The organism is Flavobacterium hibernum, from assembly GCF_000832125.1.
Classification (GTDB): domain Bacteria; phylum Bacteroidota; class Bacteroidia; order Flavobacteriales; family Flavobacteriaceae; genus Flavobacterium; species Flavobacterium hibernum.
Window position 1 is genome coordinate 15610 of sequence record NZ_JPRK01000012.1, and the last position, 26509, is coordinate 42118.

General features: G+C 33.9%; 16 protein-coding genes. 14 read left to right on the top strand and 2 right to left on the bottom strand.

Annotated elements, in window-relative coordinates:
* The first annotated feature begins 56 nt into the window (after positions 1-56).
* The 5 genes from IW18_RS14935 to IW18_RS14955 all read left to right on the top strand — a co-directional run bounded on the left by IW18_RS14935 (position 57) and on the right by IW18_RS14955 (position 15643).
* A complete protein-coding gene (locus IW18_RS14935) occupies positions 57-9788 on the top strand; it encodes a T9SS C-terminal target domain-containing protein (protein ID WP_041518695.1) in 9732 nt (3243 codons plus the stop codon).
* A 47-nt stretch (positions 9789-9835) separates the two neighbouring features.
* On the top strand, positions 9836-10768 hold the full coding sequence (locus tag IW18_RS14940; protein WP_041518696.1) for a PorP/SprF family type IX secretion system membrane protein: 933 nt from the start codon (positions 9836-9838) through the stop codon (positions 10766-10768).
* A gap of 11 nt (positions 10769-10779) precedes the next feature.
* Positions 10780-12717 (top strand): OmpA family protein, encoded by a 1938-nt coding sequence (locus tag IW18_RS14945; RefSeq protein ID WP_041518697.1) that lies wholly within the window; start codon positions 10780-10782, stop codon positions 12715-12717.
* A gap of 246 nt (positions 12718-12963) precedes the next feature.
* Entirely contained in the window at positions 12964-14970 is a 2007-nt protein-coding gene (ligA, locus tag IW18_RS14950) for an NAD-dependent DNA ligase LigA (protein ID WP_041518698.1), read from the top strand.
* Complete coding sequence (locus IW18_RS14955; RefSeq protein WP_041518699.1) at positions 14957-15643, top strand: hypothetical protein; 687 nt, start codon at positions 14957-14959, stop codon at positions 15641-15643. Before ligA ends, IW18_RS14955 begins: the two co-directional genes overlap by 14 nt.
* Here IW18_RS14955 and IW18_RS14960 read toward each other — a convergent pair.
* Both IW18_RS14960 and IW18_RS14965 read right to left on the bottom strand, forming a co-directional pair.
* A complete protein-coding gene (locus IW18_RS14960) occupies positions 15640-16551 on the bottom strand; it encodes a bifunctional metallophosphatase/5'-nucleotidase (RefSeq protein WP_041518700.1) in 912 nt (303 codons plus the stop codon). The genes IW18_RS14955 and IW18_RS14960 overlap by 4 nt on opposite strands.
* Before the next feature lie 165 nt (positions 16552-16716).
* A complete protein-coding gene (locus IW18_RS14965) occupies positions 16717-17493 on the bottom strand; it encodes a 5'-nucleotidase C-terminal domain-containing protein (RefSeq protein ID WP_041518701.1) in 777 nt (258 codons plus the stop codon).
* A 47-nt stretch (positions 17494-17540) separates the two neighbouring features.
* On the opposite strand from IW18_RS14965, the gene IW18_RS14970 reads away from it, so the two are divergent.
* From IW18_RS14970 to IW18_RS15010, 9 genes are all read left to right on the top strand, one after another.
* Entirely contained in the window at positions 17541-18053 is a 513-nt protein-coding gene (locus tag IW18_RS14970; RefSeq protein ID WP_041518702.1) for a DUF6913 domain-containing protein, read from the top strand.
* Positions 18054-18069: 16 nt separating this feature from the next.
* Positions 18070-18951, top strand: coding sequence for a 4-hydroxy-tetrahydrodipicolinate synthase (gene dapA / locus IW18_RS14975; RefSeq protein WP_041518703.1), 882 nt, complete (start codon positions 18070-18072; stop codon positions 18949-18951).
* A gap of 136 nt (positions 18952-19087) precedes the next feature.
* Complete coding sequence (locus IW18_RS14980) at positions 19088-19882, top strand: outer membrane protein assembly factor BamD (protein ID WP_041518704.1); 795 nt, start codon at positions 19088-19090, stop codon at positions 19880-19882.
* Between the two features lie 9 nt (positions 19883-19891).
* A complete protein-coding gene (locus IW18_RS14985; RefSeq protein WP_007807938.1) occupies positions 19892-20209 on the top strand; it encodes a DNA-directed RNA polymerase subunit omega in 318 nt (105 codons plus the stop codon).
* A gap of 9 nt (positions 20210-20218) precedes the next feature.
* Positions 20219-21433 (top strand): bifunctional phosphopantothenoylcysteine decarboxylase/phosphopantothenate--cysteine ligase CoaBC, encoded by a 1215-nt coding sequence (gene coaBC, locus IW18_RS14990; RefSeq protein ID WP_041518705.1) that lies wholly within the window; start codon positions 20219-20221, stop codon positions 21431-21433.
* A 64-nt stretch (positions 21434-21497) separates the two neighbouring features.
* Entirely contained in the window at positions 21498-22382 is an 885-nt protein-coding gene (gene porD / locus IW18_RS14995; RefSeq protein WP_041518797.1) for a type IX secretion system protein PorD, read from the top strand.
* A 53-nt stretch (positions 22383-22435) separates the two neighbouring features.
* Positions 22436-24088 carry a DNA repair protein RecN gene (gene recN, locus IW18_RS15000; protein WP_041518706.1) on the top strand — a complete coding sequence of 551 codons (1653 nt, stop codon included), beginning with the start codon at positions 22436-22438 and terminating at the stop codon, positions 24086-24088.
* A gap of 104 nt (positions 24089-24192) precedes the next feature.
* A complete protein-coding gene (fabV, locus tag IW18_RS15005; protein WP_041518707.1) occupies positions 24193-25383 on the top strand; it encodes an enoyl-ACP reductase FabV in 1191 nt (396 codons plus the stop codon).
* A 127-nt stretch (positions 25384-25510) separates the two neighbouring features.
* Positions 25511-26509, top strand: coding sequence for a glycosyltransferase (locus IW18_RS15010; RefSeq protein WP_041518708.1), 999 nt, complete (start codon positions 25511-25513; stop codon positions 26507-26509).

Genomic DNA, 26509 nt, shown 5'->3' on the forward strand with positions numbered 1-26509 from the left:
GCATACGTGCTTATCGCAACAGGTATTTTATTGTCCATTTTCTAATCTTCCAAATTATGAAAAAAACTTTTACTTTTTATGATCTCATCGAAAAGAAGAGATTATTTTGTTTGCTGTTTTTATTGCTACTGAGCAATATAAGTTTTTCGCAAACTTTTTGTAGACCAACTTCGCATGCAACCAATGGCGGAGGAGGACTTTTGTGTTTAGGATTGAATGTAGATTTTCCTGCCAGAGCTTATGATCAGGATGTTAATTCCTATGCGACAATTGCAATGGGAGTTAGCTTAGGGTGTTTTGCCGAAGAAACTTTAAGTTTCGATCAGACTGCAAAAGCCGGAGATCAGATAGTTCTTTATCTGGGTGATGGTAATCCATTATTAAGTGCAGGAGTATTATCAAATTCTACTGTTCAGGCTTTTCTTTCTGGAGAAGAGGCAGGTAGTGCAGTTGCTCTAAATGGATTAATTAATATTCAGCTTTTAGCGGGCACCAATATTCAGATCTTAAAATTTACACTGACTAAAGATGCAAATCAGGTAAAAATTAGGACTAGTGGAACTCTTTCGGTATTAAATAGTTTAAGAATATATGATGTACGATTACAATTTGCAAAACCAACTATTGTTGGGGGCGAAACTCAATCAGTATGTGTAGGTCAGTCTCTTGCTCTTACGGCAACTGCGGCAGCCGGTACAAGTGTAGCTTGGTATAGTTCGCCAACGGCAACTATACCTCTTTCAAGTGTTGGAACATATACAACTCCAGCTTTAACTGGTACAACTACGTATTATGTTAGTACTTCAAGAAGTGGAGGTTGCGAAAGCGACGAAAGGTTACCTGTAACTATTAATGTTATAAATCCGATAAAACCAACAATTAGTGCTACAGGAACTGCAATTTGCTCGGTGGGAGCTACGCAAGTAACTACTTTATCTGTTATAAATCCAGTATTAGGAACGACTTATAATTGGTACAATGATCCAACTGCAGGAACACTCCTAAGTACAGGTAGTACTTACGCACCAATTGTACCAACGGGAGTTTCTAATTTTTATGTTGAAGCGTCAATTGGTTCATGTAAATCTGCTCGCACACAGGTTACGGTTAATTCTATTGGAGTTCCTGGACTTGCTACTATTTTAACACAAAGTGTATCTATAATATCTGGTCAAAATGCAACTTTAAATGCTTCAACTGCAGAAGCAGGTGTTTCTGTAGATTGGTATGATGTGCCTACCGGAGGAACTAAATTATTAGGTAATTCAAATACTTTTACGACACCTATTTTAACGGCAACGACATCAACTGTAATTAAGACTTATTATGTTGAGACAAGTTCTACTCTTGGAGGCTGTGTTAGTGCTACGAGAGTACCTGTAACTGTTACCGTGTTGCCTAATGCATTAGGAGGTTGTCTAGAAGCAAATAGCCAACAAACTACACAAGACGGAATTTGTTTGCTATGTTCTTCAACAACTCCAAACAATTCTGTTGACGGGAATAGCGCAACATCAGCAAGATTGACTCTTCCTGCTGGTTTACTAGGCGGATCAATACAACAAGTATTACAATTCAATAATCCTGGGAAAGCTGGTGATATTGTTGATGTTGAATTGGCATTACCGGGTGGTATTGCTGATGTCTCATTATTAGGTGGAGTTAGCTTAGCAACTTATAATGGAGCAACTTACAACGGTGACAGGGTTTTTATTAATAATTCGTTGGTTACTTTACAATTATTATCCGGAAACCGATTTAAAGCAAGCATTGTTGCTCGTGCTAATTTTGATCGTATAGAGATTAGATTTGGAGCAGTAGTAACTCTTTTAACCAGCTTAGATATCTATCAGGCTACTTACAGATATAAAGCTCCAACAGTTTCTGGTAATACTACAATTTGTGGTAGTCAAGCAGTGACTTTAAATGCTAATCCTGCATTGGGGGAAACTATTAAGTGGTATGATGCTGTAACTGCTGGAAATTTATTGAGTAGTTTACCTGTTTATACAACTCCGATTTTAAGTTCCAATACAACATATTATGTTGAAGTTACTCGAAATGGATGTATAAACAGTGAAAGAAATCCTATTCCTGTTGTCGTAACAAATCCGCTTGCACCAGCGACTGTTGTTGCTAGTCCTTTAAATATATGTACTGGAAGTGGAACAACTATTACAGTTCAATCTCCTGTTGTTGATACAACTTATAAGTGGTATGATACGGCTACCGGCGGAACATCATTGTTTACAGGTACGTCTTTTGCAACACCTAGTCTAATTACTACTAAAGATTATTATGTTGAAGGTGTAATTGGAAGTTGCTCAAGTACAACTCGTACAAAAGTCACTGTTAATGTTAATTCTAGACCGGCAGCACCTGTTCCTGTATCATCGAACATTATTACCCAATCAGGTCAGAGTGTACAGTTGTCTGTTGTTAGTAATTCTGGAGAGTCCTATTTATGGTATGATGCCGCAATTGGAGGAAATCTTTTACAAGGAACAGGTAGTAACACCTATACTACTCCGATTTTGAATGCAAATAGAACATTTTATGTTGAAACAAGAGATTTATCTTCAGATTGTACGAGTAGTACAAGGGCTGTGATTAATGTTTCGATAGTTGCCGCGCCAGTTATTACTGGTTGTTTACAAGCCAATAATCAAACGACATCGAGTAATGGAGTATGTATTGGATGTGGTGCTTTGCCTGGTACTGAGGGGCGTTCTGTTGATGGTGATGATGCAACAGCAGCAGTCTTACAGAATACTGTTGGTTTAATCAATGCCTATACACAACAAAGATTGGATTTTGCTAACCCAGGATTTGCTGGAGATATTATAGAGGTTGATCTTGAAGTTGCAGCACCTTTACTGAATATTAGCGCCCTTTCTTACATTAGTTTAAGTAGTTACGGTGTTTCTGGTGATAATGCAGATGGCGGAAGTATTAATACGCTTGTAAATATTCAGCTTTTGGGAGGAAATCGTTTTAAAGCAAGTTTTATTGCAGGAGCAAATTTTACGGGAGTACAAGTACGATTTGGAGGAGCAGTATCTGCAATAAGCGCATTGAATATTTATGGAGCTTCTTTTTCTTATAAAAAAGCTACAATAAATGTATCAACAGCACTAATATGTTCCGGGCAACCAGTTTCTTTAACGGCTAGTTCAACTGCTACAGGCGAAACATATAAATGGTTTACTGCTGCAACGGGAGGGACTGCAATTTCGACTGCAGCCACATTTAACATACCATCTATTACTTCTACGACAACTTATTATTTGGAAGCAACACGTTCAGCTCTACCAATTGATTGTTTAAATAGTAATCGCCAGCCGGTAGTGGTAAACGTTAATCCTATCGGATTGGCTTCTGATATTATAATAGCAAGTCCAGTCTCGGCTTCTTGTGCGGGAACAGCGGTATTATCTCCAGCATCTAATTTAAGTGGAGCAAAATTTAAGTACTATAGAGATCAAACTCAAACAACACCAATAGTGGATGGTGAAATTGGTTCATTTGGAGAAGTTTATGCAATCAATGCCTCAACTTCTGTATTAACTGTTACGGGACTGACTGCGCTGGGAACTCCTTACAATTACTTCGTTTCAGTTATTAGTGCAAGTACATGTGAAAATGTAGCGGGAGATAGAAAACAAGTAGTGGTAAATTATGCTCCAATACCAGCTTTAACAGTTACTGGAACTTTAGCTGGTTGTGCCAAAGTAAATTTAAAAGATGCTATCACCAATTTTGATGCAACAGGAAATACAACATATACTTTTTTTGATGCTTTAAGTAATCCAATAACAGATATTGCTGCTTCAAATATTATTGCTAGTGGCACTTATTTTATTCAGGCTCAAAAAATTGGTTTTGATTGTCCATCAGTAAAATTACCGGTAGTTGCAACTGTAACTGCACTACCAACTTTAACAGGTGTTACTAGTTCGATAGTAGTTACAAAAGGTTCTCCGGTTACATTAAATGGAACATCAAGCGGAACCATTAGCTGGTATGACCCACAAGGAAATGTTTTGGGATCAAACAGTACAGGACCACTTAATACTGTTGGCGTATTTACTTATACAGTAGTTGCCAGCAATGGAACTTGTAGCACTAGTCAGACAGTAACAATTAGTGTTATTGACCCTGCTACTTGTGATACGTTATTAGAGAGAGTATATGCTAATACTGAATTGTCAGGATCCATTATTACAGGAGCAGTAACAAGCGGTCCATTGGCTGTTGATAAAGATCCAAGCACTTATTCTACAATTACTACTGGTTTAGGACTTTTAGGTATTGGTACAACATGGCAAAATTTGCAATGGCCAACAACCATTCCTAAAGGAACTCCAGTAACAGTAAAATTAGGTTTAGATAATAGCTTAATTTCTGTTGGACAAAGTATTTCGGTAATAGGAACTAAACGTGATGGAGCGAATAATCCAATTGATATTGGAACTTTACAATCTGTATCAGGATCATTAGTGAATTTATTGCCTGGACAAAATTCATTCGAATATACATTTGTACCTTCTAATTCTTCTGGAGTTCAGAATTACGACGGTATCCGAGTTCAATTAGGATCGATTTTAAGTGTCGCTCAAAATATTAAGGTTTATGATGCTTATTATGAAAATCAAGTTTCTCAAATTGCTTGTGGACAAGGTGATATCGAAGATATCTTCTCTGGTGTAAAAGAACAGGCGGGACTTGGAGTACTAACTGCTACTGTAGGTGTTTCTAACCCATGGAATGTTGCTGATGGAGATGTAGCTACATACGCAACAATGTTCAATGGAGTAGGAGTGCTTGCCGACGCTGAACTTACAGCAAAGTTTAGAACACCATCTATGGTAGGTGATAGTTTAAGAATCACGATTTCAAAACCTGGAGCACTTTTAAGTCTAGGTGTACTTTCGGGAATTAATATTCAGCTTTATTCAGGAAATATTCCTGTTGGTCCAAAAATACAAGGTAATGACGGAAATTTGTTGAGTTTAAAATTACTTGCCGGCGATAGTATGGCGATGACAATTGTTTCGCCTCAAACACAACCATATGATAAAGTTGTGATTAGTTTAGGAGGACTTGCAAATGTTTTAGATCAACTTAGAGTTCATACTATTGATCGTGTAACCAATACGAAAATCAATGGAGGAGATCTAAATAATAGTATTACAGTTTGTCCGAGTGCTACAATTACGCTCACGGTACCGCCAAAGTCTTGTGCTGATTATGCTTGGTACGATTCTCCAACGGGAGGAAATAAAGTAGCCGATGGTCAAACATATAAACTTCCTGTTACATTGGCAGCGGGTACTTATAAATATTATATTCAACCAATTCGTTACGGTTGTCCAGCTTTATCAAGAGGAGAAGTAACAGTTGTTGTTAAAGCAACTACTCCTGCATCTGCAATAGCAAGTGTAACAATAAACGGTGGAAATAGTACAATAATTTGTTCTGAAGATGGGAAAGTAACATTAGACGCAGTATTAAGTACTACGCCAGTACTTACAACTCCAGTATATTCTTGGTATAGTTTTGATGGAACAACTAGTAATTTAGTAATTGATGAAACAACTTCTAAATTAAGTTTAACAGGATTAGCGCCTGGAACTTATACTTATTTTGTTGGAGTTAGTTCAACAGTGTTTTGCGAAACAGCACCAACTGATAGAAAGCAAGTAACATTTACAATTTTACCAAGCTCTCTTGAAAATGATATTACAGTAAATAACGCTTTGATTTGTTTAGGTACAATTGCGACATTAACACCAACAAGTACATTGGCAAATCCAGTTTTCTTTTGGTATTTTGATGAAAATAAAACACAACCTATTTTAAACAGCACAGTAACTGGTGTAACTTATGCAGTAGATAATATTACAGGAGTTTTAACGGTATCGGGTCTTAAGGCTACGGCGACTCCAATATCTTACTATGTGGCTGTTAAGAGTGATAATACTTGTCAAAATAAAAATGGAGAACTTAAGGCTGCAACAGTAATTGTTAGCGATCCGGCCATTCCAACTTCTACAACGTATAATCAAAGTTTCTGTTTGGTGAATAAACCAACAGTTGCGAATATTCAGGTAAATGAGCCGAACGTAATCTGGTATACTTTATCTGCGGGAGGAACAGCATTAGATTCAACAACTTTATTAGCAAACGGTACTTACTATGGAGCAATAAAAGATGTAAACGGATGTGAGAGCTCAGTTCGTTCAATTGTAACGGTGACCGTAACAGATCCTTTAAAACCAACAACTGTTGATGATACACAAGATTTCTGTTTGGTAAACAATCCAAAAGTTTCAGATCTTAAAACAAACGAAACAAATGTAGTTTGGTATAATTCACTTGTTAGTGTGACACCATTAGATCCAACTACAGCATTAGCAAATGGAGCTTATTATGCAACATTAAAAGATGCAACAACAGGTTGCGAAAGTTCTAATCGTTTATTGGTAACAGTGACAATTACTAATCCATTAACGCCTACAACGACAGATGATACACAAGATTTCTGTTTGGTAAGCAATCCAAAAGTCTCAGATCTTAAAACAAACGAAGCAAATGTAGTCTGGTATAATTCACTTACAAGTGTTACACCATTAGCCCGAACAACAGCATTGGCAAATGGAGCATATTATGCAACACTAAAAGATGCAATTACAGGTTGTGAAAGTTCTGGTCGTTTATTGGTTACGGCTACTATAATAGATCCGGGAACGCCAACATTGGTAACAGCAGGCACTCAAACTTTTTGTTTGGTAAATGCACCAACATTTGCAAGTGTTCAATTTAATCAAGCAAATATTGTTTGGTACGATGCTATAACTGCCGGAAATCCAATTGCATCAACTACAGCATTAACAAGTGGTGTTTATTTTGCAGCGATAAAAGATGCAACATCAGGATGTGAAAGTAATACAAGATTACAAGTAACAATAGATGTTAAGAATCCGGCAACACCAACATTGGTAAATGCAGGAACGCAGAACTTTTGTTTGGTAAATGCAGCAACATTTGCAAGTGTTCAGTTAAACGAAGTAAATATTGTTTGGTACACAGCTTCAGCAGGCGGAACATTGATTCCATCAACTACACTTTTAACAAGCGGAATTTATTTTGCAGCGATAAAAGAGCCAGTATCAGGATGTGAAAGTAGTATAAGATTACAAGTAACCATAAATGTTACAGATCCGGGAACACCAACATTAGTAACAGCAGGAACGCAAAACTTCTGTTTGGTAAGTGCACCAACATTTGCAAGTATAAAAACAAACGAAGTAAATATCGTTTGGTATGATGCTATAACGGGAGGAAATTTAATTGCGTCAACTACAGCATTAACAAGTGGTGTTTATTTTGCAGCAATAAAAGATCCAACATCTAGATGTGAAAGTAAAACAAGATTGCAAGTAACCATAAATGTTACAGATCCGGGAACACCAACATTGGTAACAGCAGGTACTCAAACTTTTTGTTCGGTAAATGCACCAACATTTGCAAGTGTTCAATTCAATCAATCAAGTATTGTTTGGTACGATGCTATAACTGGCGGAAATTTAATTGCGTCAACTACAGCATTAACAAGTGGTGTTTATTTTGCAGCGATAAAAGATGCAACATCAGGATGCGAAAGTAATACAAGATTACAAGTAACAATAGATGTTAAGAATCCGGCAACTCCAACATTGGTAACTGCTGGAACACAGAACTTTTGTTTAGTAAATGCATCGACTTTTGCAAATATTCAAACAAACGAAGTTAATATCGTGTGGTACACAGCCTTAACAGGCGGAACATTGATTCCATCAACAACAACTTTAACAAGTGGAGTTTATTTTGCAGCAATAAAAGATCCAGTATCTGGATGCGAAAGCGCTACAAGATTGCGAGTAACTATTAGTGTAACTGATCCAGCTACACCAACAACTAGTTCACTTACTCAAGTTTTTTGTTCAGGAAACAATCCAACCGTTGCTAATATTCAAACCAATCAAAGTAATGTAGTTTGGTATAATGCAGCAACAGGCGGTACAGCAATTGCGTCTGCTACAGCGCTAACAAGTGGAGATTATTTTGCAGCATTAAAAGATGCAACAACAGGTTGTGAGAGCAGTATAAGATTAAAAGTGACAATTACGGTTGGAAACACCATTAATCCTACAACAAACAATGCAGCTCAAAACTTCTGTTCAACAAGTGCACCAACTTTTGCTAATATTCAGGTAAATCAAACAAACGTGTCTTGGTTTAATAGTGCTACTGGCGGAACAGCAATTCCGTTAACATCACCTTTAACTTCAGGTACATATTATGGAGATATTATCGATCCGGTAACAGGATGTGCAAGTACAACTCGTTTACTAGTTGCGGTAACCATTGTTAATCCAATGCCAACACCAACTACAAATGCGACAACCCAAAATTTCTGTTCATTAAATGCACCTAAAATTTCAAATATTCAGGTAAATGAGCAAAATGTAATTTGGTATAGTACAGCAACGGGAGGAACTGCAATTCCAGCAACCACAGATTTAACGACTGGTACATACTACGGTGTTATTGCAAGCGGATCAGGTTGCGAAAATCCTGCAAGATTAATGGTTGTAGTTAATGTAAATACGCCGGGTATTGTAACGACGCCAAAGACAACTCAAACATTTTGTTTATCTGCGGTACCAACAATTGCAAATATAGTAGTAAATGAAACTAATGTACAATGGTACAGTTCGGCAACTGGCGGGACTCCTTTGGCAACAAATACACCACTTGTAGCTGCGACTTATTACGCAGGAGCAATTAACAATGCAACAAATGGTTGCGACAGAGCAGCAAGATTGGGAGTAACAATTGCTTTTGAAGATGATGCCTTAGTTCCAATTACGACTACTGATGATACGCCATGTGTTTTCCAAGGAATTACTTATTCAGTTGCAAACGGAAAATCAAATTATGTTTGGACAATTACTAATGGAAAAATTACTTCTGGCGGTGGAAATGCCGATGGATCTGTAACCGTTTCCTGGTCAGATATTGGACAAGGTAAAGTTCAGGTAACGTATATCAATACTTGTAATGATACGACAACAAAATCATTAAATGTAAATGTAGCAACCTGTTCAGATCTAACGATAACCAATACAGTTAGCAATCCTACACCAAATTTTGGTGATCAGATTACATTTACTATTACGGTGAATAATGTAGGTCAGGGTAACTTTATCAACACAATAGTTAGTGAATTAATTCCAAGTGGGTATGATTTAATAAGTGCCAGTACAAGCGCAGGTACGTACGATCCGAAAACGCAACTTTGGACAATTCCAACTTTAAATGCTGGACAAAGTGTTACACTTACAGTTGTTGTAGAAGTGCTACAAAGCGGAAATTACTTAAACGTTGCTACAATCGAAATTTCGACTCCTTTAGATGTTGATGCAGCAAACAACTCGGCTTCAGCTACGGTTGAACCAATTTGTCTGACAGTTTACAATGAATTCACTCCAAATAATGACGGAGCAAATGATCTGTTCAGAATTGATTGTATTGAATCATATCCAAATAACGAGTTGAAAGTGTATAATAGATATGGCGCATTAGTATATAGTAAACAACATTATGAGAATGATTGGGACGGGACTGCCAATGTATCCGGAGTTATTAATAGAGGAGATATGTTGCCAACAGGTACTTATTTTTATTTGATATCCATTGGAGATGGAACGGTTAAAAAAGGATGGGTATCTATAATGAGATAAACAGCCAAAGTCAATCATCTAATTAATTAAACTTAATAAGTATCGTTATGAAACTATATATAAAATCATTAGAAACATATTTCATTTTAGTATGTTCTTTTATTACACTTTGTGCCAGTGCACAACAAGATCCGGAGTACACACAATATATGTACAATACTATGGCAGTAAACCCAGCTTATGCTGGGTCTACTGGAACCTTAGAAGCAACGCTTTTACATCGTTCTCAATGGGTTGGAATCGATGGAGCACCACAAACGCAATCCTTTTCTGTACATTCACCTCTTAGAAACGAAATGCTAGGAGTTGGATTAAGTATTGTGAATGATAAAATTGGTCCATCAAATGAATTGTACATGGATGGGAATTTCTCGTATTCAATTCCGCTAGGATATGAAAAAAGACTAGCATTTGGTTTAAAAGCCGGAATGCGAATGTTAAACGTAGACTGGTCTAAAGGGAAATATTATAATAATAATGATGCATTACTGAATCAGAACATTTCTAATCAGGCAAAAATCGCAGTTGGAGCAGGAGCTTATTACTATACAGACAAATGGTATGTAGGATTCTCGATACCAAGTTTTATCCAAAATGATTATTATGATGATGTTCAGGAATCCATAAACTACGATCGTTTACATTATTATTTAATGGGAGGTTATGTTTTTGATTTGAATCCGAATTTAAAGTTCAAACCGGCATTTTTAGTAAAAGCAGTGAGTGGAGCCCCACTTACTGCCGATATTTCGGCGAACTTTATGATTGCAGAAAAATTTGTAATTGGTGGATCTTATCGAACAGATGATTCAGTGAGCATACTAGCGGGGTTTCAAATTTCCAGAAGCTTCTACATAGGTTATGCTTTTGATTATACTGTAAGCGAATTGAACAAATACAACGATGGATCTCACGAAATCATCTTGCGTTATCAATTGACTAAGAATCAAAGTAAAATCAAATCACCAAGATTCTTCTAAAAAATAAACCTATGAAAAAATTATATATCCTAAGTTTACTTTTGAGTTTTACATTTGGTTTTGCTCAAAAAACTAATTTAAAAAAGGCAGATGCATTGTTTAAGAATTACTCTTATGTCGATGCATCAAAAGCCTACGAAGAATGTTTGCAGAACATAAAGAATCCATCGGCACAAACCTTAAAAAACGCTGCCGATTCGTATTACTTTATTTCTGATGCGAGAAATGCCCTTAAATGGTACAAAAAACTATACGAGGTACAAGGTAATAATTTGACCGATATCTATTATCTGCGTTATATTCAGTCGATGAAAGCAGTCATGGATTATGAAGATGCAGATAAAATCACAAAAGAATATCTAAATAAAAAAGGAGAGCAAAAAGAGATTAGCAGATATGTGACACAAAAAAAGCAAATGGACAGTTTGTCTAAAGCAAAATCTCTTTACGAAATCAAAAACTTAGATATCAATACCAGTAAGTCAGATTTTGGAGCTACCTTTTATCAGGACAAAATTGTATTCACGTCGGCAAGAGACACTACAAAGTTTAGCCAGAAATTGTATACCTGGAACAATCAGCCTTTTCTAAATTTATACGTTGCCGAAAGAAATCCTGCTGATGGAAGTCTATTTAATGAAACCTTGTTTATACCTAATTTAATGACCAAGTATCATGAAGCAACCGCAAGTTTTGATGCCAGCGGAAAAACCATGTACTACTCATCAAATATTGTAAAGAAAAACAAATTAGTTATTGATGAAAACGAGATCAATAATTTTCAAATCCTAAAAGGTTCAATTGTAAATGGAAAATTAGAAAATCCGCAAAAAGTGTTCTTCGATAGCGACGATTATTCAGTTGGACATCCTTCCTTAAGTGACGACGGAAGTTTGCTATTCTTCGCGTCAGATATGCCTGGCGGTTATGGAGAAACAGATCTATATGTGGTAAGAATTGCAGATGATGGCACAATGAGTTCACCACAAAATCTAGGGCCAAAAATCAATACCATTGGTAACGACCTGTTTCCTTTTTTCAGAAATGGAATACTCTACTTTTCGTCAGATGGACATTATGGTTGGGGAGATTTAGATGTTTATGAAAGTAAAATGTCATCAGATGGAAGTTTTTCGGCACCACGAAATCTAGGAGCACCAATAAATAGCAACAAAGACGATTTTACGTTTGTAATAGATAAAACAGGAAAATACGGTTACATATCTTCCAATAGAGCTGGAGGTAAAGGCGATGATGATATTTATTCTTTTACAAAAGGAGATCCCGTTTGCAACCAAAATATTTCAGGAAAGGCAACAGATCGAAAATCAAAATTACCACTAACAGATGTTACAATTATCGCATACAATTCCTATAACGAAGTTTTAGCAGAAACAAAAACAAACTTCGACGGAAAATATGCAGTAATAGTTCCTTGTAACAAAAAAGTTCGTATAGTAGCGAGCAAAACAAATTACAGCGACGACGAAAAAACTGTTGAAACCACAAAAGAAAACGAGGGTGAAATTACCGATGTTAATTTTGAATTGAGTAACTATGATGATTTAGTAGTAAAAAAACAAGGTGTTGAAAAAGTAGACGTCAACCCAATTTATTTTGATTACGATAAATTCGATATTACACCTTTGGCAGTTGAAGAGTTGTCTAAAGTAGTTTTTATCATGAAAAAATTTCCGAACATAAAAATTAAAATAGAATCACATACAGATTCGCGAGGAAAAGATTCATACAATCTAAAACTTTCTGACAATAGAGCAAAATCTACACGAGATTATATTGTTTCGCAAGGTATCGACGCATCAAGAATTGAAAGTGCAATTGGTTATGGTGAAACCCGACTAATTAACAAATGCAAAAATGGTGTAAAATGTACCGAGGCAGAGCATTTATTAAACAGACGCTCAGACTTTATCATTATTCAAAAATAGTTCTATGTTAATGTGTAGATTTTTTGGTTGTCTACATAAAAGTATAAAACGAAGAAACCATTTGGAAGTTGGTTTTTATTAATTCTTTTTTAAGAATAATGGGCAAGAAGAAAATCAAGTTGCATCCTTTGCAACTTGATTTTTGATTTTATAAAACTTTCTGTTTTTTGATGAATGTAAACAAAAATAATCCTAATTTTGATACACAGTTATTCAAAATCACAACTTCCAGTATTTTAATATTATATGAATATTCAAGAAACAATTCAGACATTACGAAATGAACTTAATCAACACAATTATAATTATTATGTGTTAGATAATGCCACAATCTCTGACTATGATTTTGATATAAAACTAAAAGAACTTCAAGATTTAGAAAACAAACATCCTGAGTTTTTTGATGAAAATTCTCCAACACAACGCATAGGAGGTACAATTACTAAAAATTTTAAAACCATCCCGCATCAATATAGAATGTATTCTTTGGACAATTCATATTCCAAAGAAGATTTATTAGATTGGGAAAACAGAATTCAGAAAGTATTAGGAAATGTTGATTTGCAATATACTTGCGAATTAAAATATGATGGTGCTTCGATAAGTATAACCTACGAAAACGGAAAATTAGTTCAAGCTTTAACGCGTGGTGATGGTTTTCAAGGAGATGAGGTTACCAATAATATTAAAACAATAAAATCAATTCCGTTACAACTTAAAGGAAATTATCCTGAGAAATTCGATATTCGGGGAGAAATCATTTTACCCTTTGCAGGATTCGAGAAAATGAATCAGGAATTAATAGAAATAGGCGAAACACCTTATTCAAATCCTAGAAATACAGCTTCGGGAAGCTTAAAATTACAAGACAGTGCTGAGGTTGCAAAACGTCCATTAGAATGTTTATTATATTTTGTAACCGGTAATAATTTACCTTTTTCGACTCAATTTGACGGATTAGAATCGGCAAGAAAATGGGGGTTCAAAGTTCCAAAAGAAGCGAAATTAGTCAATAACATGCAAGAAGTTTTTGACTTCATTGATTATTGGGATACACACAGACACAATTTGCCATACGAAACAGATGGTGTTGTGATAAAAGTAAACAGTATTCAGCATCAGGAAGAATTAGGATATACAGCAAAATCGCCTCGTTGGGCAATTGCCTATAAATTCAAATCAGAACAAGTTTCAACAAAACTAAAATCAATTTCGTACCAAGTTGGACGTACAGGTGCAATTACGCCAGTAGCAAATTTAGAACCTGTACAATTAGCAGGAACTATTGTAAAAAGAGCTTCGTTGCATAATGCAGATCAAATAGAAAAATTAGACATCAGAATAAATGATACCGTTTTTGTTGAAAAAGGTGGCGAAATTATTCCAAAGATAATCGCTGTAGATTTAGAAAAACGCCCAGAAAATTCAGAAGTAACACAATACATCACACATTGTCCGGAATGTCAAACCGAATTGGTGAGAAATGAAGGCGAAGCAAATCATTATTGTCCAAATTTTTACGGATGTCCTCCGCAAATTATCGGCCGTATTCAGCATTATATTTCAAGAAAAGCAATGGATATCGAAGGTCTTGGTGGCGAAACAGTTGCCTTGCTTTTTAAGAACGGACTGGTTCATAATTATGCCGATTTATACGAATTGAAAGTCGAAGACATTTTGCACCTAGAAAGAATGGCGCAAAAATCTGCCGAAAATTTGGTAAACGGTGTTCAGAAATCAAAAGAAATTCCGTTTGAAAGTGTTCTTTTTGCACTCGGAATCCGTTTTGTTGGAGAAACAGTTGCTAAAAAATTGGCGAAGCATTATAAAAACATAGATGCATTAAGTCAGGCTACATTAATGGATTTGGTTCTTGTAGATGAAATTGGCGAAAGAATTGCCAAAAGTGTAATTGAATTTTTTGAAAACGAAGAAAATAAAAAAATCATTGAACGTCTAAAAAGTTACGGAGTTCAATTTGAAATAGTAGAAAAAATAAATCCAAATGCTACAGAGAAGTTTGTAGGTAAAACATTTGTAGTTTCAGGAGTTTTTAGTCAATTCTCAAGAGACGATTTAAAGAAAACCATTGAAGACAATGGAGGAAAAGTTGGAAGCTCAATATCAGCAAAAACAGATTTTGTTGTTGCAGGAGATAATATGGGGCCAGCAAAATTAGAAAAAGCTAATAAATTGAATATTCCTATACTATCAGAAGAAGATTTTATAAATAAATTAAATGAAAGCGAATAAGCCGTCGTTAATTTTATTCTTTTTAGCATTACTCTGTACAATCATTTTTGATTGGGCAGGGCAGGATTTTTTTTCCACTTATGCCAAGGCCATTGTACTTCCGGCAATCTTTTTCTATTTTTTAATAAGTAGCGAATTTAAAATTAGAACAACAGAAGCTTTTATTTTTTTATTCTGTTTTATAGGTCAGGTTTTCGATTTAATGGATATCGAGATTTCAGAAATAGGAGCATTAATAAGCTTTCTGGTAGTTTACCTTTTAATTATAAAGCTGTTTCTGCAAGAACACGAAAAAATAAAACTGGCAAAAAAAGATATTTTGCCAGTTTCTATAGTTGTTATTTTTATTGTTTACCTACTAATTTCAGTACTTAGCTTGCAATTTGACAACATGAAAAGGTTTAGCATGCTTTATACCTTTTACGGAATAGTACTAAGTGTTTTAAGCTATTTTTCATTCGTAAGTTATATCACTAAAGGTACACATATAACACTATTAATGTCGCTAATGGCAATTAGTTATATATTTTCGGACATCTTCTATATTTTCAACGAATATTTTTCGTACTCTATAGTTTTAGTTCTAATTCGCGATGTTACACAAATTTTGGCCTACTTTTTTATGGTAGAGTATTTCCTCGAAAAAGTTAAAATTCAGCAGAAAAAAGATTAAACAATAATTGATCTTCCTTGGTTTGTATGTGCTTTGTCCTTATCGAAGTAAAAGTCAATTCTACCTAAATTTATACCGTAACAACCCACTTGGTTTACCAATACATTTTCGCCAGCCTTATTTTTTACAATAGTTGGTTTATCTAAAAAAGTATGAGTATGACCGCCAATAATCAAATCGATATCCTGAGTTTGTTCAGCCAATTTTAAATCACAAATTTTTGTTGCATCATCTTTGTATTTGTATCCTAAATGCGAAAGACAAATAACCAAATCGCACTTTTCATCCTTTTTAAGCAACTTCGTCATATCCTGAGCAATTTCTACAGGATCGTTGTAAACCGTTTCCTTGTACATTTGTTTATCAACTAAACCAGCAAGCTCAATACCTAAACCAAAAACACCAACCTTAATTCCGTTTTTATTAAAAATCTTGTAAGGTTTTACAAGACCATTCATAACAGTATTTTTAAAATCGTAATTAGAATTGATAAATTCAAAAGTAGCGTGAGGCATTTGTGCATACAAACCATCCAAACCATTGTCAAAATCATGATTTCCTATAGTCGATGCATCATATTTCATCATACTCATCAATTTAAATTCAAGTTCACCACCATAATAATTAAAGTACGGAGTTCCCTGAAAAATATCTCCTGCATCCAGCAAAAGTACATTTGGATTTTCTTGACGAATAGTTTCGATAAGTGCAGCTCTGCGCGATACGCCACCTTTATTTGGATTACGAGGATCATCAGCCGGAAAAGGATCTATATGGCTATGAACATCATTAGTATGTAGAATAGTTAAGTGTTTAATATCGTTGCTTTCAAAACTGCTCAATGATAAACCTAAGCTTAATAAAGCAGTACTTGCAGCAGTTTTTTCGATAAATTCTCTTCTTTTCATTTTATATATTTTTTGCGGAAACTGTAATGTTATTTGCTAATGTTTTTTTTGCCACAGATTAAAATATTTGCATAGATTTTAAATCTTTTAATCCTTTAATCTGTGGCTAAACTTTTTATGCGTTTACAAATGATTTATTTTTAATCCTGAGTATACGCTTGCTTTTTATTCTTCAGTAATTCTGATATCTTTTGGTACTGGAATTGTGTCTACCTGTTTAAAGTAATCAATCAATACATCACGAAGCTTGTAATTCAAATCAAACTTTTGAACACCTTTAGCAAAAAAAGTCATACTATCACCACCATTAGCCAAATAGTCATTTGTTGCTACATTATAAATCTTATTAACATCAAGAGGTTTTCCCTGAATTAGAATGTTTTTAGCTTTATTGTCTTTCGTAATCGTAAAAGTCATTCCAGACAAAGGTTGAGGTTTTCTTTCCTTAATAATATAAGTAGCGATTTCAAGAATTTGATCTCCTTTTAATGCGACAACAACCAAGTTGTTTTCAAAAGGCATAATTTCAAAAGCAGTTCTCGTAGTTACATTTCCTTTTGGTAAAATAGCACGAATTCCTCCGTGGTTTAAAAGACATAAGTCAATAGTTTTTTTCTCACGAGCTTTAAAAACCAGATTTCCTCTTTCAACACATACATCGGCCAACAAACATCCAATAGTAGTTTGCCATTTTCCTGTACTTTTATCCAAAGTTTCCGGACAATAAGCAAGAACGCTGTCTAAATCCTTATTAATATGATCACGATAAGGTTTAATGAAATTTTCAATTGCTGGAGTTTCAGCATTTTTTTCGGTGATCGGGAGTTGTTTTCCTTCTATCTTCGTCAGATTGTAATTTTTCTGACTGCAAGAAGAAATAAAAAGTGTTAAGAATATAACAAAAAGTTTTAAAAATCCGTTATACTTTTTTAGTTTTACCATCTTAAATGCGACTTAAATAATTAATTTTGTAATCGAGTAAAAGTACTATGTTTTTAAATTATATAAAGGAATTTTTTGTAAAAAAATCATTAAAAAATCACTTATATAATGTGCAAAACAAAGTTTTTACAAATAATGTACAAACAATTGGTTTACTGGTTGATGAGAGTAAGTATAAACATTCAGAAGAGCTTCTAGGAGAAATAATTTCTAAAGGAATAGTGCCTCAGAATGTTAAGATTGCAGCGTATAGAAATAAATTTGATGCAAAAACTACGTATTCAAGACCTACATTTGGTAAAAAAGACATCAATTGGCAGGGAGAGATTACAGCAGATTTTCTGAACGAATTTATTAAAACAGAATTTGATCTCTTAATTAGTTACTACGACAGTGAAAATGCTATTTTGATGTCAGTAACTAATAAATCAAGAGCAAAATTTAAAGTAGGATTTGCATCCGTAGATCAAAGATTGAATCATTGGATGATTAATACCGCTGTAGAGAATTATCGACTTTTCGTTTTCGAATTGTTTAAGTATTTAAAAAGTATAAAATAAAATTATAAATTAGAATATGCAATCATTAATAGGAACTGGTGTTGCGCTTGTAACCCCATTTAAAAAAGACTTTTCAGTAGATATCGACGCTTTACAGCGTATCGTAAATTTTTCTATAGACGGAGGAGTTGAATATCTTGTAGTTATGGGAACCACAGCAGAAAATGCTACTCTAACGCAAGCCGAAAAAGAATTGGTTATAAAAACAGTAATCGATACTAATAAAGGAAGATTGCCGTTAGTTCTTGGAGTTGGAGGTAATAATACAATGCAAATAGTAGAAGAGCTAAAAACAGGAGATTTTTCTGCATTTGAAGCAATACTTTCTGTTTCCCCTTATTACAATAAGCCAACACAAGAAGGAATTTATCAGCATTTTAAAGCAATTGCAGAAGCATCTCCAATACCAGTAATTTTATACAATGTTCCAGGTAGAACATCAAGTAATATGTTGCCATCAACAGTAATTCGTTTGGCAAATGATTTTAGCAATGTAGTTGCAATAAAAGAGGCAGCCGGAGATATGGCACAAGCCTTACAATTGATTAAAAATGCACCAAAAGATTTCTTGGTAATTTCAGGAGATGATATGATAGCTTTGCCAATTGTTTTAGCTGGTGGAGCAGGTGTAATTTCGGTAATTGGACAAGGTTTTCCGAAAGAATTTTCAGAAATGATTCGTTTAGGATTAAATAGAAAGGTTAATGAAGCCTTTAAAACACAATATTTTTTATCAGATTGTATCGACATGATTTTTGAGCAAGGAAATCCTGCCGGAATCAAACAAATCTTTCAAGCCCTTGGTATTGCTGATAATACAGTGCGTTTGCCTTTGGTAACCGTTGATGAATCATTGGCAAATAGATTGAATGAATTTGTAAAAAACAGCATAAATTAAACGTGAGATTACCGGTATTTTATTATACCAAAAAAATATTTTGTAGTAGCTAAATTAATAACTAAATTTGCCACCGGAACTTCGGTGTGATTTTGCTTTGGCATAATTGTCTAAGAAATCATAATAAAATAAGAAAATGAAAAAAATAGTATCTCTATTAATTGTTGTTGTCCTTTTTTGTTCTTGTAGTGAATACCAAAAAGCATTAAAAAATGAAGATGTTGCAGCAAAATTTGATGTGGCAACAAAAATGTATGATGCTGGGAAATATTCTAAAGCCATTCGTCTTTTTGAACAATTAGCTCCTTCTTATAGAGGAAAGCCTCAGGCCGAGAAACTATTTTACATGTTTTCGCAGTCTTATTATAAGTCAAAACAGTATTATTTAGCTGGTTATCAATTTGAAAGCTTTGTTTCAGGATATCCGCGTAGTGAGAAAGTTCAGGAAGCAGCCTTTTTAGGTGCTTATAGCTACTCAAAATTGGCTCCTGTTTATAGCTTAGATCAAACAGATACAGTAAAAGCATTAGAAAAATTACAAGCATTTATAGATAATTATCCAAATTCAGAATACATTGTTCAAGCTAATGCAGCTGTGCAGGTTTTGAATGGAAAACTAGAGAAAAAAGCTTTTGAAAACGCAAAAGGATATAATACGATTTCAGATTATAAATCAGCATTAATTGCTTTTGATAATTTTATCGCAGATTTTCCTGGAACACCATTTAAAGAAGATGCATTGTTTTACAAATACGATTCAGCATACAAATTGGCAATAAACAGTATTCCATCAAAAATGGAAGAACGTTTAAATGTTGCAAAAGTAGCTTACAATAACTTGGTTAAGTTTAAAAGCGATACGAAATACAAAAAAGAAGCAGACGAAATGAATGCTAGAGTTGAAACTGATTTACAAAAATTTACTAAATAAAATAAAGTCATGGATTTAAAAAAGACGAATGCTCCTGTAAATACAATAACTTACAATAAAACAGTTATTGAAGAGCCAACAGGAAATGTGTATGAGGCAATTACCATTATGGCTAAAAGAGCAAATCAAATTAATTCTGAAATTAAAAAAGAATTAACTGAGAAATTAGAAGAGTTTGCTACTTATAATGACAGTCTTGAAGAAGTTTTTGAAAATAAAGAACAAATTGAAGTTTCTAAATTTTACGAAAAATTACCAAAACCACATGCTTTAGCAGTTCAAGAATGGTTAGATGGTAAAACATACCACAGAGGTTCAAACAAATAATATAGTATAATGTCAGTTTTAAACGGGAAGAAAATTTTACTAGGAGTTTCTGGTGGAATTGCAGCCTATAAAACAGCCCCATTAGTACGACTTTTTATAAAAGCAGGTGCACATGTCCAAGTGATAATGACACCTGCTTCTAAGGATTTTGTAACGCCACTTACGTTATCAACCTTATCAAAAAATCCAGTACATTCCAGTTTCTTTAATCAAGATGATGAAGATGCCGTTTGGAACAATCACGTTGAATTAGCGCTTTGGGCCGATTTAATGTTAATTGCTCCTGCGACAGCTAATACCTTATCTAAAATGACCACGGGAAATTGTGACAATCTTTTAATTGCTACTTATTTATCGGCAAAATGTCCAGTTTATTATGCTCCGGCAATGGACTTGGATATGTATAAACATCCCTCAACTTTATCTAGTTTTACTGCATTAAAAGAGTTTGGAAACATCATGATTCCTGCTGAAAATGGAGAGCTGGCAAGTGGATTATCTGGCGAAGGCAGAATGGCAGAACCAGAAAATATTATTGCTTTTCTTGAAGCCGATTTAGAAAGTAAATTACCCTTAAAAGGAAAGAAAATATTAATTACCGCAGGTCCAACATATGAAGCGATAGATCCTGTACGTTTTATAGGAAATCATTCGTCAGGAAAAATGGGTTTTGATATTGCGAATGAAGCTGCAAAATTAGGCGCACAAGTTATTTTAGTCGCTGGCCCAACTCATTTAAAAGCAAAAAGTAGTGCAATAGAAGTTGTAAATGTAGTTTCTGCTCAAGAAATGTACGATGCTTGTCATTTGTATTATAATGATGTTGATGTTACAATCGCTGCAGCCGCAGTTGCAGATTATAGACCAAAAGTTGTGGCATTGCAAAAGATTAAAAAAACTACAGACGAGTTTTCAATAGATCTTGAAAAAACAAAAGATATTTTAGCTTCGTTAGGAGCGATCAAAAAAAATCAGTTTTTAATTGGGTTTGCTCTGGAAACTCAAAATGAAATTGAAAATGCTAAGCTGAAAATTCAGAAAAAAAACTTAGATTTGATTGTTTTAAATTCCTTGCAAGATGAAGGTGCAGGTTTTAAAAAAGAAACCAATAAAGTAACATTTATTGATAAAGATTTTAAAATCGAACCAATGGAATTAAAAACAAAAGAATCTGTTGCAACTGATATTTTAAATAAAGTAATTTCTTACTTTGGTAAAATATAATATTTTTAGAAAATATAAGTTATGCATCTAGGCGTTTATGGCGCTAACACAAAAAGTATCTTTTATGAATAGAATATTTGCTCTTTTAGTTTTCTTTATTTTTGGCTTTACACAGGCGCAACAGTTAAATTGCACAGTAACAATTAATACAGAAAGACTACCGAATCCAAATCAACAAGTTTTTAAAACACTCCAAACATCTTTGTCGGAGTTTGTAAATAAAACAGATTGGACAGGTTTAGCTTTAAAGCAAAACGAGCGAATTAATTGTTCGATGTATATCACATTGTCTTCAAATAGTTCAGATCAATTTACGGGAACAATTCAAGTACAATCGTCAAGATTAATTTTTAACTCTACATATTCGTCGCCAATATTAAATTATAACGATAAAGATTTTAACTTTCGTTATATAGAATATGAGCCGTTGTTGTTTAATCCGGCAACATACGATTCCAATTTAGTTTCAGTTGTTTCTTTTTATAGCTATCTAATTTTGGCTATGGATGCAGATTCTTTTCAAATGGGCGCAGGGAATCAATATCTTGAGATAGCTCAAAATATTGCAAATGTTGCACAGCAAGGTGGAGCCAAAGGTTGGAGTCAATCTGACGGACTTCAAAATCGCTATTATTTAATAAATGATATGATTTCTCCAATGTATAGTGATTTACGTCAAACTACATTTATGTATCATACAGGTTTAGATGGTATGAGTGAAGATTTGAAAGGCTCGAAAGAAAAAGTGAAAGCCGCAATAATGAATCTTCAAAAATTGAATGCTGTAAAACCAAATGCTTTTTTAACCCGAGTATTTTTTGATGCAAAATCAGATGAAATCGTTTCTATATTTTCAGGAGGACCAAGTATTTCTGTTACTGATTTAACCGATGTTCTAAATAAAGTTTCGCCACTAAACTCGACCAAATGGTCACAGATTAAGTTCTAGATTGATTGAATCAATTTAAACTCTTTTATAATTTTATATCCACACAATCCCCTATGATAACCTCCTTGTCGATTAAAAACTACGCTCTGATTGAAAAATTAACTATAGATTTCTCAAAAGGATTCTCTATAATTACGGGAGAAACCGGTGCGGGTAAATCTATTATTTTAGGAGCTATAGGACTAGTTTTAGGAAAAAGAGCTGATCTTACTTCGTTAAAAAATAAAGAAGAGAAATGTGTTATTGAAGCGCATTTCGAAATTTCTAAATATAATTTAAAAGGCTTTTTTGAAGCAAACGATCTCGATTATGAAGATGAGACTATAATTAGAAGAGAAATTTTGCCATCTGGAAAATCTCGTGCTTTTATTAATGATAGTCCGGTAAATCTTCAGGAATTGCAAGATTTAAGTTTGTTTTTAATAGATATTCACTCTCAGCAGCAAACGCAGGAATTATCAGACGAGAGTGTTCAATTTAAAATTATTGATGCTATTGCAAATAATGCCGAAACGATTCAATCTTATCAGGAATTGCTAAAAGCATATAAATCTGATAAATCGAAATTGAATGCATTGTTGAAAAAACAAAGTGATTCTCGAAAAGAGCAAGAATACAATACTTTTTTGTTGAATGAATTGATTTCGGCTAAATTAAAATCAGGTGAACAAGAAGAATTGGAAGCTGATTTTGAAAAGTTGAATAATGTTGAAATTATCAAAGAATCAATAGATAAATCTCTTGCGATTGCAAATGAAGAGCAATTTGGAGTATTTCATAATTTAAATGAAATCAAAGCTTCTTTGCAAAAAATAGCGCTTTTTTCGCCAGAATATCAAAGTATATTTGAAAGAGTTACAAGTTTGGCGATCGAGTTTGATGATGTGTCAAAAGAGCTGCAAAATTCATCTGAAAAATTATTAAACGATCCTGCGCAGTTAGAATTAGTAAGTCAAAAAATACAATTGATTTATAATTTGCAAAGAAAACATCAAGTAAACACTGTAGATGAATTAATCGAAATTCAGACTACTTTAGGTAATACGTTGCTTGAACTTGATAATATAGAGGAGGAAATAGCTATTCTGTCAAAATCAATAGAGCAAAAAGCTTCAGAATTAGATATTTTTTCTGCAACAATACATCAAAACAGAACAAACGCAATTCCGGTTTTATCACAAAAACTAATTTCGATATTAGAAACTTTAGGAATGCCAAATGTGCGTTTCAACATGGAATTATTGCCTTCAGAAACTTATTTTCAAAATGGAAAAGATGAATTGCAATTTTTATTCTCTGCAAATAAAGGAACTGACTTTGGATTATTGAAAAAAGTAGCATCAGGAGGGGAGATGTCTCGTATTATGTTGGCAGTAAAAGCAATTTTAGCCCAATATTCTAAACTTCCAACTCTTATTTTTGATGAAATTGATACTGGAGTTTCTGGAGAAATTGCCATTAGAATGGGAGAAATTATGAAAGAAATGAGTACGACAATGCAAATTTTTGCCATTACGCATTTACCGCAAATTGCAGCCAAAGGAGATTCGCATTTTAAAGTTTCAAAATCTACAATAGACGATGATACACAATCAGAATTAAAGCTTCTGTCTCAGGACGAAAGAGTTATCGAAATTGCTCAAATGTTATCAGGAGCAGTAGTTTCTGATTCGGCTTTAAATCATGCTAAAGCCTTGTTGAACTAAAGAAATACTTTATATTTGTCATCTCAAAAAGAAATTAAACAAAACGTAAATAAGTTAATCATTTGTCTTATTGGCATATTAAATTAACGAATAAACAGAAAAGTATGATTATAGAACCTAGAATGAGAGGATTTATTTGTTTGACATCACACCCAAAAGGATGCGAGCAAAATGTTAAAAATCAAATAGAATATATAAAATCAAAAGGACCAATTGCAGGTGCAAAAAAAGTATTAGTTATTGGAGCTTCAACAGGTTTTGGATTAGCCTCAAGAATCACTAGTGCTTTTGGATCTGATGCTGCAACCATTGGAGTGTTTTTTGAAAAACCACCAGTTGAAGGTAAAACAGCTTCACCAGGTTGGTATAATTCTGCTGCATTTGAAACAGAAGCTCACAAAGCAGGTTTGTATGCAAAAAGTATCAACGGAGATGCTTTTTCAAACGAAATAAAAAGACAAACTCTAGATTTAATCAAAGCAGATTTAGGTCAGATCGATCTTGTAATCTACAGTTTAGCATCGCCAGTTCGTCAACATCCGGTAACAGGAGTTTTACACCGTTCAGTTTTAAAACCAATCGGACAAACTTTTACCAATAAAACAGTTGATTTTCATACAGGAAATGTAACTGAGGTTTCAATTGCTCCGGCAAATGAAGATGATATCGAAAATACAATTGCTGTTATGGGCGGTGAAGACTGGACTATGTGGATTGACGCTTTAAAAGCCGAAAATTTATTAGCAGACGGAGCTACAACAGTTGCTTATTCATACATTGGGCCATCATTGACTGAAGCGGTTTATCGTAAAGGTACAATTGGTCGTGCAAAAGATCATTTGGAAGCTACTGCATTTACTATTACAGATAGTTTAAAATCAATAGGAGGAAAAGCATATGTTTCAGTAAACAAAGCTTTAGTTACTCAGGCAAGTTCTGCAATTCCGGTAATTCCATTGTATATCTCTCTTTTATATAAAATTATGAAAGAAGAAGGAATACATGAAGGTTGTATTGAGCAAATTCAACGTTTGTTTCAAGATAGATTATACAACGGATCTGAAGTTCCTGTTGATGAAAAAGGTAGAATTAGAATTGACGATTGGGAAATGCGTGATGATGTTCAGGCAAAAGTGGCTAAACTTTGGTTAGAAGCAACAACTGAAACATTACCTGCAATTGGAGATTTAGCAGGATATAGAAATGATTTCTTAAATCTATTTGGATTTGAATTTGCAGGTGTTGATTATGCTGCTGATGCAAATGAGGTTGTAGAAATCGAAAGTATCAAATAAATTAAGAAAATAGCATTATAAATGAAAAACCATTCGTGTGAGCGAATGGTTTTTTTATGAATATAACATATCTTTGTTAAAATTTTGAAATTAAAAAAATTGCCACTCTAATACCGCATATTCTGCTATGATTTTTTCTTTAATTATACCCGTGTATAATCGTCCAGATGAAGTTGATGAACTTTTAGAAAGTTTGTCTAAATCTGATTATAATGAAGCTTTTGAAATTGTTCTTGTTGAAGACGGATCGACAATACCATGTAAAGATGTGGTAATGACGTATCAGGGAAAATTGAATATTTCGTATTATTTTAAGGAAAATTCAGGACCTGGGGATTCAAGAAATTTCGGGATGCAAAAAGCACGAGGTGATTATTTTATCATTTTTGATTCAGACTGCATTATTCCACCAAATTATTTAACCGAGGTTCGAAAAGCTTTAAATGAAGATTATGTAGATTGTTTTGGAGGTCCTGATCGAGCATTAGATAGTTTTTCGGATATTCAAAAGGCAATTAATTTTGCTATGACATCTTTCCTTACAACAGGAGGAATTCGTGGTGGTTCTGAAAAAATCAGCAAATTCCAGCCAAGAAGTTTTAATATGGGAATTTCTAAAAAAGCCTTTGACGCATCAAAAGGTTTTGGAAATATTCATCCGGGTGAAGATCCTGATTTGTCTATTCGCTTATGGAATTTAGGATTTGAAACAAGGCTTTTTCCAGAAGCCTATGTATATCACAAACGCAGAATTGATTGGGAAAAGTTTTCGATTCAGGTTCATAAATTTGGTATTGCCAGACCTATTTTAAATAGTTGGTATCCAGAACATAATAAGTTAACTTTCTTCTTTCCCTCAGTTTTTATACTTGGGTTATTATTAGCTTTTTTACTATTAATTTTTAATATTGACCTATTATTACAATTATATTTTGTATATTTCGTTATTATTTTTCTTACATCATCTTTTCAAAATAGAAGCATTAAAATTGGTTACCTGTCGGTAATTGCTGTTTGGAAACAATTTTATGGCTACGGAACGGGATTTTTAAAGTCATTTGTAAAGATTATTGTTTTAAAGAAAAAACCACAAGAGGCATTTCCTCGTATGTTTTTTAGAATATAG

What these genes read in the sequence shown, in the direction of transcription:
- IW18_RS14935 (WP_041518695.1), top strand. Translation starts at nt 57, where the DNA reads ATGAAAAAAACTTTTACTTTTTATGATCTCATCGAAAAGAAGAGATTA.
- IW18_RS14940 (WP_041518696.1), top strand. Translation starts at nt 9,836, where the DNA reads ATGAAACTATATATAAAATCATTAGAAACATATTTCATTTTAGTATGT.
- IW18_RS14945 (WP_041518697.1), top strand. Translation starts at nt 10,780, where the DNA reads ATGAAAAAATTATATATCCTAAGTTTACTTTTGAGTTTTACATTTGGT.
- ligA (WP_041518698.1), top strand. Translation starts at nt 12,964, where the DNA reads ATGAATATTCAAGAAACAATTCAGACATTACGAAATGAACTTAATCAA.
- IW18_RS14955 (WP_041518699.1), top strand. Translation starts at nt 14,957, where the DNA reads ATGAAAGCGAATAAGCCGTCGTTAATTTTATTCTTTTTAGCATTACTC.
- IW18_RS14960 (WP_041518700.1), bottom strand. Translation starts at nt 16,551, where the DNA reads ATGAAAAGAAGAGAATTTATCGAAAAAACTGCTGCAAGTACTGCTTTA.
- IW18_RS14965 (WP_041518701.1), bottom strand. Translation starts at nt 17,493, where the DNA reads ATGGTAAAACTAAAAAAGTATAACGGATTTTTAAAACTTTTTGTTATA.
- IW18_RS14970 (WP_041518702.1), top strand. Translation starts at nt 17,541, where the DNA reads ATGTTTTTAAATTATATAAAGGAATTTTTTGTAAAAAAATCATTAAAA.
- dapA (WP_041518703.1), top strand. Translation starts at nt 18,070, where the DNA reads ATGCAATCATTAATAGGAACTGGTGTTGCGCTTGTAACCCCATTTAAA.
- IW18_RS14980 (WP_041518704.1), top strand. Translation starts at nt 19,088, where the DNA reads ATGAAAAAAATAGTATCTCTATTAATTGTTGTTGTCCTTTTTTGTTCT.
- IW18_RS14985 (WP_007807938.1), top strand. Translation starts at nt 19,892, where the DNA reads ATGGATTTAAAAAAGACGAATGCTCCTGTAAATACAATAACTTACAAT.
- coaBC (WP_041518705.1), top strand. Translation starts at nt 20,219, where the DNA reads ATGTCAGTTTTAAACGGGAAGAAAATTTTACTAGGAGTTTCTGGTGGA.
- porD (WP_041518797.1), top strand. Translation starts at nt 21,498, where the DNA reads ATGAATAGAATATTTGCTCTTTTAGTTTTCTTTATTTTTGGCTTTACA.
- recN (WP_041518706.1), top strand. Translation starts at nt 22,436, where the DNA reads ATGATAACCTCCTTGTCGATTAAAAACTACGCTCTGATTGAAAAATTA.
- fabV (WP_041518707.1), top strand. Translation starts at nt 24,193, where the DNA reads ATGATTATAGAACCTAGAATGAGAGGATTTATTTGTTTGACATCACAC.
- IW18_RS15010 (WP_041518708.1), top strand. Translation starts at nt 25,511, where the DNA reads ATGATTTTTTCTTTAATTATACCCGTGTATAATCGTCCAGATGAAGTT.